At 71.5% G+C, this 13,245-nt stretch carries 11 protein-coding genes and 1 pseudogene; 7 read left to right on the top strand and 5 right to left on the bottom strand.

Annotated features, from left to right (window positions below):
* Positions 1 to 260: 260 nt before the first annotated feature.
* On the bottom strand, positions 261 to 1,187 hold the full coding sequence (locus ACSURM_RS16900) for a metallophosphoesterase (protein ID WP_436955982.1): 927 nt from the start codon (positions 1,185 to 1,187) through the stop codon (positions 261 to 263).
* Positions 1,188 to 1,408: 221 nt separating this feature from the next.
* On the opposite strand from ACSURM_RS16900, the gene ACSURM_RS16895 reads away from it, so the two are divergent.
* Positions 1,409 to 1,876, top strand: a complete 468-nt coding sequence (locus tag ACSURM_RS16895; protein ID WP_436955980.1) for a GatB/YqeY domain-containing protein — start codon at positions 1,409 to 1,411, stop codon at positions 1,874 to 1,876.
* A gap of 352 nt (positions 1,877 to 2,228) precedes the next feature.
* Here the strand turns inward: ACSURM_RS16895 and ACSURM_RS16890 are convergent, their stop codons facing one another.
* The gene (locus ACSURM_RS16890; protein ID WP_436955978.1) at positions 2,229 to 4,604 is read right to left on the bottom strand and encodes a transglycosylase domain-containing protein; all 2,376 of its coding nucleotides are present in this window, start codon (positions 4,602 to 4,604) and stop codon (positions 2,229 to 2,231) included.
* A 561-nt stretch (positions 4,605 to 5,165) separates the two neighbouring features.
* On the opposite strand from ACSURM_RS16890, the gene wblA reads away from it, so the two are divergent.
* Positions 5,166 to 5,504, top strand: coding sequence for a transcriptional regulator WblA (wblA, locus tag ACSURM_RS16885; protein WP_030606400.1), 339 nt, complete (start codon positions 5,166 to 5,168; stop codon positions 5,502 to 5,504).
* Positions 5,505 to 5,891: 387 nt separating this feature from the next.
* On the opposite strand, the gene ACSURM_RS16880 is transcribed toward wblA, so the two are convergent.
* On the bottom strand, positions 5,892 to 7,235 hold the full coding sequence (locus tag ACSURM_RS16880; RefSeq protein ID WP_436955976.1) for an ArsA family ATPase: 1,344 nt from the start codon (positions 7,233 to 7,235) through the stop codon (positions 5,892 to 5,894).
* Positions 7,232 to 8,209, bottom strand: coding sequence for an ArsA family ATPase (locus ACSURM_RS16875; protein WP_436955974.1), 978 nt, complete (start codon positions 8,207 to 8,209; stop codon positions 7,232 to 7,234). The genes ACSURM_RS16880 and ACSURM_RS16875 overlap by 4 nt, the downstream gene beginning before the upstream one ends.
* Positions 8,210 to 8,304: 95 nt before the next feature.
* On the opposite strand from ACSURM_RS16875, the gene ACSURM_RS16870 reads away from it, so the two are divergent.
* The 4 genes and pseudogenes from ACSURM_RS16870 (at position 8,305) to ACSURM_RS16855 (ending at position 11,007) form a co-directional block, all read left to right on the top strand.
* Positions 8,305 to 8,463, top strand: coding sequence for a DUF4177 domain-containing protein (locus ACSURM_RS16870; protein WP_086024262.1), 159 nt, complete (start codon positions 8,305 to 8,307; stop codon positions 8,461 to 8,463).
* Positions 8,460 to 8,924 (top strand): RidA family protein, encoded by a 465-nt coding sequence (locus tag ACSURM_RS16865; protein ID WP_436955972.1) that lies wholly within the window; start codon positions 8,460 to 8,462, stop codon positions 8,922 to 8,924. The genes ACSURM_RS16870 and ACSURM_RS16865 overlap by 4 nt, the downstream gene beginning before the upstream one ends.
* Before the next feature lie 68 nt (positions 8,925 to 8,992).
* Positions 8,993 to 9,856: pseudogene (locus tag ACSURM_RS16860) on the top strand (NUDIX hydrolase); the annotation flags it as partial.
* Between the two features lie 320 nt (positions 9,857 to 10,176).
* Positions 10,177 to 11,007: an MBL fold metallo-hydrolase gene (locus ACSURM_RS16855; RefSeq protein ID WP_381553129.1), complete on the top strand. Its 831-nt coding sequence runs from the start codon at positions 10,177 to 10,179 to the stop codon at positions 11,005 to 11,007.
* Between the two features lie 67 nt (positions 11,008 to 11,074).
* Here ACSURM_RS16855 and ACSURM_RS16850 read toward each other — a convergent pair whose 3' ends face one another.
* Positions 11,075 to 11,749 carry a Crp/Fnr family transcriptional regulator gene (locus ACSURM_RS16850; RefSeq protein WP_014674022.1) on the bottom strand — a complete coding sequence of 225 codons (675 nt, stop codon included), beginning with the start codon at positions 11,747 to 11,749 and terminating at the stop codon, positions 11,075 to 11,077.
* A gap of 449 nt (positions 11,750 to 12,198) precedes the next feature.
* Here ACSURM_RS16850 and nth point away from each other — a divergent pair, with 449 nt between their 5' ends.
* Positions 12,199 to 13,245 carry an endonuclease III gene (gene nth / locus ACSURM_RS16845; protein ID WP_436961117.1) on the top strand — a complete coding sequence of 349 codons (1,047 nt, stop codon included), beginning with the start codon at positions 12,199 to 12,201 and terminating at the stop codon, positions 13,243 to 13,245.

The following is a 13,245-nucleotide window of genomic DNA, read 5'->3' as shown; positions in this document are numbered from 1 at the left end:
GGAGGGGGGCGGCCAGGCGGATTGGGCCGGGTGGGTTACGGGACGATGACCGGTCTCTCCGTCATTCCGGCTCCTCCGACATCCCGGTTTCTCCGACATCCCGGTTTCTCCGTCGCTCCGGTCTCCCCGTTGCTCCGGTCTCTCCGTCACCTCGTTCTCCCCGGCATCCCGGCCCGCCCGGCATCCTGGCCTGCCCGGCCTCCCGGCCCTCCGTCATCGAGCGACGGCCGAGTGGGCTGCCGGGTCCTCCCTCCGACCCGTCAGCCCTTCTCGACCAGCGTCAGCAGCGTCGCCTCCGGCGGGCAGGCGAAGCGGACCGGGGTGTAGCGGTTGGTGCCGCAGCCGGCCGAGACGTGGAGGTAGGACGTACGGTCCTCCACCGTGTGCGTGGACAGGCCCTTCACGCGGTCCGTGTCCAGGTCGCAGTTGGTGACCAGGGCGCCGTAGAAGGGGATGCACAGCTGGCCGCCGTGGGTGTGGCCGGCCAGGATCAGGGGGTAGTCGTCCGCCGTGAACGCGTCCAGTACCCGCAGGTACGGCGCGTGGACCACGCCCATCGAGAAGTCGTGCCCTTCCGACGGCCCGCCGGCCACCCGGGCGTAGCGGTCCCGCTTGATGTGCGGGTCGTCCAGGCCGGTCAGCTCGATGGAGACGCCCTCGATCTTGAGGACTCCCCGCGTGTTGGTCAGGTTCAGCCAGCCCGCCGAGTCGAAGCCGTCCCGCAGGTCCTCCCACGGGTTGTGGATCGCGCCCACCGCCGGCGCGTTGCCGTTCAGCCCGTGGCGTCCGCTCGCCTTCTCCAGCAGGTAGCGGGCGGGGTTGCGCAGCTTGGGGCCGTAGTAGTCGTTGGAACCGAAGACGTACGCGCCCGGGAACTCCATCAGCGGGCCCAGCGCGTCCAGCACCTCCGGGACGCCCTCGGGGTCCGACAGGTTGTCCCCGGTGTTGATCACGAAGTCGGGGCGCAGCCCGGCCAGCGACTGCAGCCAGCGCTGCTTCTTGCGCTGGCCGCCGACCATGTGGATGTCGGAGACCTGGAGCACACGCAGCGGGCGCATGCCCGGGGGCAGGACGGGGACGGTGACCCGTCGGAGGCGGAAGGAGCGGGCCTCGAAGCCCGCCGCATAGACCAGGCCGGCGGTGCCGGCCGCCACGATTCCCAGGGGGATTCCGTATCGCGCGCGCATCTGTCCATCGTGTCAGACGGGTTGGGCGCGCCGAGACCGGCCGCCGACGGTCGAGCGGACTGCCGCCCCAGTCGAGCGGACGTGCGTCTGGGCGCATGAGGGGCGGCCCGGGTGACTGCGTACCCGGGGACAGACGGACAGGCCGGCTCGGGCGGTCACGATCACGCGCCCGCGGCAAAATGGCCGGGCACAGGTGACCGCGCACCTGCGACAATCGGGCCATGACCACCACGCTCAAGTCGAAGCTGCAGGACGACCTCAACGCCGCGATCAAGGGGCGCGACGAGCTCCGCTCCTCGACGCTCCGGCTGACCCTCGCCGCGATCACCAAGGAAGAGGTCGCGGGCAAGGAGAAGCGGGAGCTGTCCGACGACGAGGTCCTCAAGGTGATCACCCGTGAGGCGAAGAAGCGCCGTGAGGCGGCCGAGGCCTTCGCGCAGGGCGGCCGTGCCGAGCAGGCCGAGCGGGAGAAGGCGGAGGGCGAGGTGCTCGCCGACTACCTGCCCAAGCAGCTGTCCGACGAGGAGCTGGACGCGATCGTCGCGCAGGCGGTGGCCGAGGCGAAGGCGGCCGGTGCCGAGGGGCCGCGGGCCATGGGCGCCGTCATGAAGATCGTGAACCCGAAGGTGGCCGGTCAGGCCGAGGGCGGCCGGGTCGCCGCCGTGGTGAAGAAGTACCTCCAGGGCTGAGTTCCCGGGCCGGCCTCCCGAGCCGGCCCTCTCCAGGGCTGAGCGGGCCGGTCCCCTCCCGGGCCGGCCCCTGGTTGACGCCGCCCCAGCCCACCCTCCGAGTGCCGTCGCCGACGGCCCTCGGCAGGCGTGCCCCGGCGCCGGGCCTCCGTTCCCCGTCGCCTCTACGGCGTCCTCTCTACGCCGTCCTCTCCACGGCGCCCTTCTGCCGCGCCCTTCTGCGGCGTCGGCTCTACGACGTCGTCTCCGCAGTGTCTCTACGACCACGGGGCCGCACCCCTTCCCAGAGGTGCGGCCCCGCTCATCCGGCTCCGAAAATGACCGGCCGGCCCGTCCCAGTGCCCGGCCCGTCCTAGTGCCCCCGGCCCCCGCGACCGTTCCCACCGGTCCCACCGGTCCCGCCGTTTCCGCCGATCCCCCCGTTCCCGCCGTTCCAGCCGTCCCCCTGCCCCTGGATGAGGTTCTCGGGGAGGGAGAACGTCGGCGTCGGGAAGGAGCCGCCGAGGGCGCCCGCGGTGGGGCCGCCGTCAGCGGTGCCGCCGTTCGTCAGGCCGCCGATCAGTCCCCCGGTCACCCGTCCCGTCGTGTCCCCGTTGCGGTCGTCCGTGTCCCCCCGGTCGCCTTTTCCCCCGTCGTCCTCGTCGTGGCCGTCGTCGGGAAGGTCGACCAGATGGAAGTCCGGGGCGGGCCTGCCCTCCAGCGCGCCGGACATCATGTCGCGCCAGATCGGACCCGGGACCTCGCCGCCGTAGACCTTGTCGTGCGGGACGCCGCCGATGGTGATGTTGGTCATCTTGCGCTTGTGCTGCGGGTCGCCGACCCAGACCGCGCCCGCCATGTTCGGGGTGTAGCCGACGAACCAGGCGGCGAAGCGCTCGTCCGTCGTACCCGTCTTGCCCGCGCTCGGGCGGCTGCCGAGGCCGGCCTCCTGGCCCGTGCCGTCCTCGACCACGCCCTTGAGGAGCGTGCTGATCGTGTCCGCGGTGTTCTCCGACATCGCCCGCGAGCAGGTCGACTTCGGCACCGGAAGGGACTTCTGCTGGCTGCCGATCTTCTGGGTGACCGACTCGATGGCGACCGGGGTGCAGTACATGCCGCGCGAGGCGAAGGCGGCGTACGCGCTCGCCATCGTCAGCGGGGACATCTCCTGGGTGCCGAGGGCGATGGAGGGCGCCTGGACGATCTTGCGGCCGTCCGCGCGGGCCACGCCCATCTTCTTGGACATGTCGATGACCGGGCAGATGCCGATGTCGCTGATCAGCTGGACGTAGTAGGTGTTGACCGACTTCGCGGTGGCCTCCGCCATGCCGTACGGGCCGCGCTCGGTGTCGTTCTCGTTCTTCAGCTTCTCCGGCCGCCTCGGGTCGTTGCGCCAGACCTTGCCGTCGCACGCGGTCACCGGGCTCGGGTACGCCATCTCGTACGGCGACGAGTACTCCTGACCCGGGGACTTGCCGCCCTCGACGGCCGCCGCGGCGACGATCGGCTTGAACGTGGAACCGGGCTGGTAGCCGGCGCCGCCTCCCATGTTCTGGTCCACGGAGAGGTTGATCGTCGTCTCGCCGTCGTTGACGTTGACGCCGTACGGGCGGGACTGGCCCATGGCGAGGATCTTGCCGGTGCCGGGCTCGACGATGGTCGCGGCGGTGGCCACGGCGTCGCTGCGGTAGACGTGGTCCTTGACGGAGTCCTGCACGGATTCCTGCGCCTGCGGGTCGAGCGTCGTACGGACCGTCAGGCCGCCCCGGTTCCAGAGCTTGGCCCGCGCCTCCTTCGTCTTGCCGAAGACCGGGTCGGTGAGGATGACCTGGCGGACGTAGTCACAGAAGAAGCCGGCGCCCTTGACCGCGGTGATGCAGCCGTTCTTGGGGCGGCTGGTGTGCAGGCCGAGCGGTTCGCGCTTCGCCTTGTCGGCCTCCTGCTGGGAGATGTCGCCCAGCTCCGCCATCCGCTGGAGCACGATGTTGCGCCGCTTGGTGGCCTCCGCCTCGTCGTTGACCGGGTCGTACCGGCTCGGGGACTGCACGATGCCGGCCAGCAGCGCCGACTCCTGGAGGGTGAGGTCCTTTGCGTGCTTGGAGAAGTAACGCTGGGCGGCGGCCTCGACGCCGTAGGCCTGCTCGCCGAAGAACGTGATGTTCAGATAGTTCTCGAGGATCTTCTTCTTGCCGAGCTTGTCCTCGATCTGGATGGCGTACTTCAGCTCGCGGATCTTGCGGCCCAGGGTCTGCTGGGTGGCCTCGGCGACCTTCGTCGGGTCGTCGCCGGCCTCCTCGATGAAGTAGTTCTTCACCAGCTGCTGGGTGAGCGTGGAGGCGCCCTGGGCGACCCCGCCCTCCTGCGCGTTCTTGTTCAGGGCGCGCAGCACGCCCTTGAGGTCGACGGCGCCGTGCTTGTAGAAGCGCGAGTCCTCGATCGCGACGATCGCCTTCTGCATGTACGGCGAGATGTCCTTGAGGTCCACCACCGTACGGTCGCGGGAATAGACGGTCGCGATCTGCTTGCCCTGGCCGTCCAGGATGGTGGTGCGCTGGCTCAGCTGGGGGCTCTTCAAATCGGCCGGGATCTCGTCGAAGCCCTTGACCGAGCCCTTGGCCGCGAGGCCCAGCGCTCCGGCCGCGGGCAGGGCGATGCCCGCCATGACGGCTCCGGCGAGCACACTGACACCGAGGAACTTGGCGGCCTGCTGCATGGGCGACAGACCACCGCCCGAGCGCTTCTTTGGCATGGAGGCAGCCTAATCCGTACTGTTGAGCGTTCCGAGGGAGCGACCGCTTCTCGGGATGTTCCGGGTGCCGATCGTGACGTACCTCCGAGGGCTCGCCGGGGCGCCGGCCTCCGTCAGGGTGCCGCCAATAGGGGATGTCCGCCTTCCCCATTCGCCGGACACGCGCGCAGGCGTTGGCCTAAGCTGCTCTCAACTGTCACAACCGTGCGGTCACCCATTTCTACGTGCTGCTACCCCGGATCGTTCCGGACACGGCCGGGAATTCCCGGGCGACAGTCCTGTTTTCCCCGCCGGGGACGGGCCCGGGCCCCGCCCCGAGTGCCGTGCGGCGCCCGGTGTCGCCCACCGCGACCGCCCCGGTTTGCCGGGATGATCACGCATGTCGCCAGGTCACTCCCGTGGGTGATCTGCCGCTTACCCATAGTCCGTTCGGGCCATTCAAGATTGGGCCCGAAGGGGGTGTTGCACGGTCCCCACCTTCCGTAACGTCCTCAACTGGCGGCGGTGAATATGCCGCTGCCGCCGTGGGGGAGCCTCGATTCGGGAGAGGACGGCGCCGGTATGGGCTGGGTAACCGACTGGAGTGCGCAGGCCGCCTGCCGCACTACCGATCCGGATGAACTGTTCGTTCAGGGAGCAGCGCAGAACAGGGCCAAGGCGGTGTGCACCGGATGTCCGGTACGCACCGAGTGCCTGGCCGACGCGCTGGACAACCGCGTGGAGTTCGGCGTGTGGGGAGGCATGACGGAGCGTGAGCGCCGTGCGCTGCTGCGCAGGCGGCCCACCGTGACCTCCTGGCGCAGACTCCTGGAAACCGCCCGCTCGGAGTACGAGCGGGGAGCCGGGATCGTATCCCTCGACAACGACGAGGTGTACGAGAACTACGCCGCGGTGAGCTGAGGGCTTCCCCGCTCAGGCTCACCACGGCACCACGGCATCACGGCACCACGTCCAGGCTCGGGTGCGGTCCGGTGCGGAGGCCGGTATGGCCGGCCGTACGACGGGTGTGTGGGTGTACGGCTGTGGCATCCGCAGCCGCTAGCGCGTCTTTCGCACGCCCCTGTGCGCCTGCACGCGCCGGTGCGCTCCGTACGCGTGCCTGTTCACGCGACGTAAACGACGACGTAAGCCAAGCCGTAAGCCGTAGCCGCAAGCCGTATGCGCGGCTCTCCGCGCGTCGCACGCCGTGACGTAAGCCCTGTGCGTGCCCGTCCGCGCGACGTAAGCCCCGACGCGGGCCGTATCGCGCGCCCGTCGGCGGTGTCGGCGTAAGCCGTGGTGCGGTGCCTATATGTGCTCCGTCCGTTCGGGCCGTTGGGCCGCCAGTCGGTCTCCGATGTCGCGCAGGCCCGCGAGGTCGTGGACATCGCCGGGCAGCGCGGGCACCTCGACCACCGCCACCTCGGGATGCCGGGCGGTGAAGCGGTCGCGGGTGCGCCGCTCGCGGGCGAGCAGCCGCATGCGCTCGGCGTGCAACCTCAGCAGGCCCGCGGTGAGCCGGTCGACCGAGCGCTCCGTGTCGGCGGGGGAGCCTTCCTCGGGAGCAGGGGCTGCGGTCTCCGGTGCGGAAGATTGTGAACTGCCTTGCGTGTCGGGAGAGTTACGAAGTCCAGCTTTCCCGCCCCCCTGATCCACAATGCGGGGGTCCTCAAGATTTTCCGCGGCCGCGAGCGCCCGCTCGGCCGACAGCCGGCCGGCACCGCTGTCATGGACGCGGTTCAGTACCAGGCCCACCAGCGGCATCCGCTCCGCGGCCAGCCGCTGCACGAAGTACGCGGCCTCACGCAGCGCGTCCCGCTCCGGGGCCGCCACCACCAGGAACGCCGTGCCGGGCGCTTGGAGAAGCTTGTAGGTGGCGTCCGCGCGGGTGCGGAAGCCGCCGAACGTCGTGTCCATCGCGGCCACGAACGTCTGCACGTCCTTCAGCAGCTGACCGCCCAGCAGCTTGCCGAGCGTGCCCGTCATCATCGACATGCCGACGTTGAGGAAGGCCATCCCGGCCCGGCCGCCGAGCTTCGCCGGAGCGGTCAGCAGGCGGATGAGCCGGCCGTCCAGGAAGGAGCCGAGCCGCTTGGGCGCGTCCAGGAAGTCCAGCGCCGAGCGGGACGGCGGGGTGTCGACCACGATCAGGTCCCACTCGTCCCGCGCCCGCAGCTGGCCCAGCTTCTCCATCGCCATGTACTCCTGCGTGCCCGCGAAGCCCGCCGAGAGCGACTGGTAGAAGGGGTTCGCCAGAATCGCGGCGGCCCGCGCCGGGTCCGCGTGCGCCTCCACGACCTCGTCGAAGGTGCGCTTCATGTCGAGCATCATGGCGTGCAGCTCGCCGTCGCCCTCGGTGCCCTTCACCCTGCGGGGCACGTTGTCGAGGGAGTCGATCCCCATCGACTGGGCCAGCCGCTTGGCCGGGTCGATGGTCAGCACGACCACCTTGCGGCCCCGCTCGGCCGCCCTGAGCCCGAGCGCCGCCGCGGTCGTCGTCTTGCCCACCCCGCCCGAGCCGCAGCACACCACGATCCGGGTCTTCGGGTCGTCCAGCAGCGGGTCCACGTCCAGCACGCGCGCGGAAGAAAGGCGGCGGGCCTGCTCGGGCTCCTGTGCCGCCTCGGATGCCTCGGCCGGGTCCGGACTCATGACAACCCCTGCTTCCGCAGCTCGGTGGCGAGTTCGTACAGGCCCGCCAGGTCCATGCCCTCGGCGAGCAGCGGGAGTTCGTGCAGCGGCAGGCCCAGCTCGGTCAGGACCGCGCGCTGCTCCTGCTCCAGCGTGTAGCGCTCGGCGTACTCCGCGGCCTGCTCCAGCAGCGGGTCCACCAGTTTCTCGGCGTTCCCGCCGCGCCGGGCACCGCCCAGGCCGGCCGTCGAGAGCGCCTGTGCGACGGAGGAACGCTCCACGGTCCGTACGAGTTCCAGGTCGGCCGCGTCCAACACCTGCGGCCGGACCATGTTCACGATGACCCGGCCCACCGGCAGCCGGGCCGCGCGGAGTTCGGCGATGCCGTCGGCGGTCTCCTGGACCGGCATCTCCTCCAGCAGCGTCACCAGGTGCACCGCCGTCTCCGGCGACTTCAGCACCCGCATCACGGCCTGCGCCTGATTGTGTATCGGGCCGATCTTCGCCAGGCCCGCCACCTCGTCGTTCACGTTCAGGAAGCGGGTGACACGGCCGGTCGGCGGGGCGTCCATGACCACGTAGTCGTACGCGAACCGTCCCGAGCGGTCCTTGCGGCGCACCGCCTCGCACGCCTTGCCGGTCAGCAGGACGTCCCTGAGACCGGGCGCGATGGTGGTGGCGAAGTCGATCGCGCCGAGCTTCTTCAGGGCCCGGCCCGCGCCCCCGAGCTTGTAGAACATCTGGAGGTAGTCCAAGAGGGCCAGTTCGGGGTCGATGGCGAGGGCGTACACCTCCCCGCCGCCCGGAGCGACCGCGATCTTCCGCTCTTCATAGGGCAACGCCTCCGTCTCGAAGAGTTGTGCGATGCCCTGCCGGCCCTCGACCTCCACGAGAAGCGTCCGCTTCCCCTCGGTCGCGAGGGCCAGCGCGAGTGCGGCGGCGACCGTCGTCTTTCCGGTCCCGCCCTTGCCGCTGACGACCTGGAGCCTGCTCACGTCTTCGAGACTAACCAGTCCGGCCGACGGTCACGCGCGAGGCTGTGGATAACGCAGGTCACCGTCCCCGTGGCCACAGCGGCTACAGTCGGCCCATGACCAAGTGGGAATACGCAACCGTGCCGCTGCTCGTCCACGCCACGAAGCAGATTCTGGACAACTGGGGCGAGGACGGCTGGGAACTCGTCCAGGTCGTGCCCGGGCCGAACCCGGAGCAGCTGGTGGCCTACCTGAAGCGGGAGAAGCAGGCGTGAGCGAGGTCGAGGCCAGGCTGGCCGCGCTGGGCCTGACCCTGCCGGAGGTGGTACCGCCGCTGGCCGCCTACCAGCCGGCCGTGCGGTCCGGGGCGTACGTGTACACCGCCGGGCAGCTGCCGATGGTGGAGGGCAAGCTGCCGGTCACCGGCAAGGTGGGCGCCGAGGTCACCCCGGAGGAGGCCAAGGAGCTGGCCCGCGTCTGCGCGCTGAACGCGCTGGCCGCCGTGAAGTCCGTCGCCGGCGACCTGGACCGTGTCGCACGCGTGGTGAAGGTCGTCGGCTTCGTCGCCTCGGCGTCCGACTTCACCGGGCAGCCCGGTGTCCTCAACGGCGCCAGCGAACTGCTCGGCGAGGTCCTCGGCGAGAAGGGCGTGCACGCCCGCAGCGCGGTCGGTGTCGCGGTGCTGCCGCTGGACGCGCCGGTCGAGGTCGAGATCCAGGTGGAGCTGGCCGAGTAGACCGACCGTCTCCCCGCCGGCCCCGGGCACCTCTCGAACAATCGCCCGGCACGGGATAGCCTCCGGCCATGGCGAACGGTCAGTGGTATCCCCCGGAGTGGCCGGACCGCATCCGCGCGCTCGCGGACGGTTCGCTCACCCCGGTGGCCCCCAGGCGCGCGGCCACGGTGCTGCTCCTCAAGGACACCCCGGACGGCCCCGTCGTCCACATGCTGCGCAGACGCGCCTCCATGGCCTTCGCCGGAGGCGCGTACGCGTATCCCGGGGGCGGTGTCGACCCACGCGACGACGACCGTCAGATCCGCTGGGCGGGCCCCACGCGCGCGTGGTGGGCACAGCGGCTCGGCGTCGACGCCGCGGCCGCCCAGGCCATCGTGTGCGCGGCCGTACGGGAGACCTACGAGGAGGCCGGCGTGCTGCTCGCCGGTCCCGACCCGGACTCGGTCGTCGGCGACACCACGGGCGACGACTGGGAGGCCGACCGCGCCGCCCTGGTCGCGCGGGAGCTGTCCTTCGCGGAGTTCCTCGACCGGCGCGGGCTGGTGCTGCGCTCGGACCTGCTGGGCGCCTGGGCCCGCTGGATCACCCCGGAGTTCGAGGCCCGCCGCTACGACACGTGGTTCTTCGTGGCCGCCCTCCCCGAGGGGCAGCGCACCCGCAACGCCTCCACGGAGGCCGACCGCACGGTGTGGATCCGCCCCGCCGAGGCCGCCGCCGGGTACGACCGGGGCGAGCTGCTGATGATGCCGCCCACCATCGCCACCCTGCGCCGGCTGCTGCCCTACGGCACCGCCGCCGAGGCCCTGGCCGCCGCGCCCGCGCGCGAGATGACGCCGGTACGGGCGACCGCCCGCCTCCAGGGCGACGAGATCGTCCTCTCCTGGCCGGGACACGAGGAGTTCACCAAGCACATCCCGACGGTCGCGGAGCCGACGGAATCGACGGCCGCGGACCCGACGGGATCGGTGGCCGCGGGGCCGACGGCGGCCGAGCCGACGCGGCCCGCGGCACCGGAGACGGCCGCAGGGGCTACGGCGCCTGCGACGTCCGAGCCGTCCATGACACCGGCGACGATGCCTACGGCGCCCGAGGCGGCGCCGGGCGGTCCGGCGGGCGCCCCGGCCGGTACCCGCCCGGCCACGCCCACGACCACCCCGTCGGCCACGCCCACGACCACGTCGTCGACCACCCCGTCGGCCACGTCCTCGACCACAGCCTCGCCCACCCCTTCGACCACCGGTGGAGGTCCCGCATGACCGACGCGAGCGCGCTGCCGGGCCAGCCCCGGGGCGGAGCGCTGTCCGGGCCGGCCACCGCACGGGCGGTCAACGTCCTCGCGCCCAACGCCTCCGCGATGACCCTGGACGGCACCAACACCTGGATCGTCGCCGAGCCCGACTCCGACCTGGCCGTGGTGATCGACCCCGGCCCGCTCGACGACGGCCACCTCCGCAACGTCGTGGACACGGCGGAGAAGGCCGGCAGACGCATAGCCCTGACCCTGCTGACCCACGGTCACCCCGACCACGCCGAGGGCGCCGCCCGGTTCGCCGAGCTGACCGGCACGCGCGTGCGCGCGCTGGACCCCGCCCTGCGGCTCGGCGACGAGGGCCTGGCCGCCGGGGACGTGGTCACCGTCGGCGGCCTGGAGCTGCGGGTCGTACCCACCCCCGGGCACACCGCGGACTCGCTGTCCTTCCATCTCCCGGCCGACCGGGCGGTGCTGACCGGCGACACCATCCTCGGGCGCGGTACGACGGTCGTGGCGCACCCGGACGGCAGGCTCGGGGACTACCTGGACTCCCTGCGGCGGCTGCGGTCCCTGACGGTGGACGACGGCGTGCACACCGTCCTGCCGGGCCACGGGCCGGTCCTGGAAGACGCCCAGGGCGCCGTGGAGTTCTACCTCGCCCACCGCGCCCACCGGCTCGCCCAGGTGGAGACCGCGGTCGAGGACGGCCACCGGACCCCGGCCGAGGTCGTCGCCCACGTCTACGCCGACGTGGACCGCTCGCTGTGGCCGGCGGCGGAACTGTCGGTCCGGGCCCAGCTGGACTACCTCAGCGAGCACGGGCTGATCTAGCCCGGGCACGACAACGGGGCCCGGCTCGGGCGAGCGGGGCCCCGGGGGCGTACGGCCGAGGCCGGCGTCAGCGCGACCGCTTGGCCAGCCGCTCCACGTCCAGCAGGATCACGGCGCGCGCCTCCAGGCGGAGCCAGCCGCGCTGGGCGAAGTCGGCGAGGGCCTTGTTCACGGTCTCGCGGGAGGCGCCGACCAGCTGGGCCAGCTCCTCCTGGGTCAGGTCGTGGACGACGTGGATGCCCTCCTCGGACTGCACGCCGAAGCGGCGCGAGAGGTCCAGCAGGGCGCGGGCCACCCGGCCGGGGACGTCGGAGAAGACCAGGTCGGACATGGCGTCGTTGGTCTTGCGCAGACGGCGGGCGACGGCCCGCAGCAGGGCGCCGGCCACCTCGGGGCGGGCGTTCAGCCAGGGCTGGAGGTCACCGTGGCCGAGACCGAGCAGCTTGACCTCGGTCAGCGCGGTCGCGGTGGCGGTGCGGGGGCCCGGGTCGAACAGCGACAGTTCGCCGATGAGTTCGCCGGGGCCCACGACGGCGAGCATGTTCTCCCGGCCGTCGGGGGAGGTGCGGTGCAGCTTGACCTTGCCTTCGGTGACGACGTACAGCCGGTCCCCGGGGTCGCCCTCGTGGAACAGGGAATCGCCGCGTGCCAGGGTCACCTCACTCATGGAGGCGCGAAGCTCCGCGGCCTGCTCGTCGTCGAGAGCCGCGAAGAGCGGGTTGCGCCGCAGAACGTCGTCCACGAGTTCTCTCCTTGTCGACCTGCTCAGGGGATCTTGCTCCCCCGTGTGCCAGGGGACCGTGTTCCCCATTTTGCCGGACGGTCCAAACAGTGTGATCTGTCACAAGGATGCCGCACCCGTCTCCCGGGGTAAGCGTCAGGGGTCCGATCGGGGGCCGCTCCGCCGGGTCCGGGGCGGATGTCGGCGCCGGGCTTTAGGCTGGCCGGGTGTCCAAATCGCCGGTGACAGCACAGGACAAGGGGGCTGGACGGGTGGTTGTACGTCGCGATTCCGCTGTGGGCGAACGCGCGCCTGATGGAAGTAGTAAAACAGGCAAATCGGCTAAAAAGGCTGTCGGCGTGGAGGGGGCGACCTCACCAGGGAAGAAGGCCGCGAAGAAGGTCACGAAGCGGGCCGAGACGCCTGCTGAGAAGCCCGCCGAGTCGCCTGCCGAGGAGCCCGCGGAGTCGCTGGCCGAGAAGCCCGCCGAAAAAAAGCCGGCACCGGCGGCCAAGAAGTCGGCTCCCGGCAAGAAGGCCGCGTCCGCGAAGAAGACGGCTCCCGCGAAGAACGCGGCTACCGCGAAGAAGGCCGCGCCTTCCAAGACCGCCGCCAAGAAGACCGCCCCCGCCAAGAAGACCGCGGTCGCCAAGAAGGTGAAACCGGCCGACGTGGTTCTCCCCGCCGACGCCGTCGTCAAGAAGGCCGCGCCCGTCAAGAAGATCGTCGTCCGGCCGCCCGGCGGCGAGTCCCCCACCGCCCTGGTCCGCCGCGCCCGCCGCATCAACCGCGAGCTGGCCGAGGTGTACCCCTACGCCCACCCCGAGCTGGACTTCGAGAACCCCTTCCAGCTGCTGGTCGCCACCGTGCTGTCGGCCCAGACCACCGACCTCCGCGTCAACCAGACCACCCCGGCGCTCTTCGCCCGGTACCCCACCCCGGAGGACCTCGCCGCCGCCGACCCTGATGAGGTCGAGCAGATCCTGCGGCCCTGCGGCTTCTTCCGGGCCAAGACGAGGTCGGTCATAGGGCTCTCCAAGTCGCTCGTCGAGAACTTCGGCGGCGAGGTGCCCGGACGGCTGGAGGACCTGGTCACGCTGCCCGGCGTGGGCCGCAAGACGGCCTTCGTCGTCCTCGGCAACGCCTACGGCCGCCCCGGGATCACCGTCGACACCCACTTCCAGCGGCTCGTGAGGCGCTGGAAGTGGACCGACGAGACCGACCCCGACAAGATCGAGGCCGCCGTCGGCGCGCTCTTCCCGAAGAGCGAGTGGACCGACCTGTCCCACCACGTCATCTGGCACGGCCGGCGCATCTGCCACGCCCGCAAGCCCGCCTGCGGTGCCTGCCCCATCGCCCCGCTGTGCCCCGCGTACGGCGAGGGCGAGACCGACCCGGAGAAGGCGAAGAAGCTGCTCAAGTACGAGAAGGGCGGCTTCCCGGGCCAGCGCCTGAACCCCCCGCGGGCCTATCTCGACGCCGGCGGCAAACCGGCGCCGCCCCTGGGGGCCGCGTGA

It is taken from the genome of Streptomyces sp. SudanB182_2057, from assembly GCF_964272715.1.
GTDB lineage: Bacteria > Actinomycetota > Actinomycetes > Streptomycetales > Streptomycetaceae > Streptomyces > Streptomyces rubradiris.
Note: the sequence above shows the minus strand (reverse complement) of the source record. Positions and strands in the feature narration are given on the sequence as shown.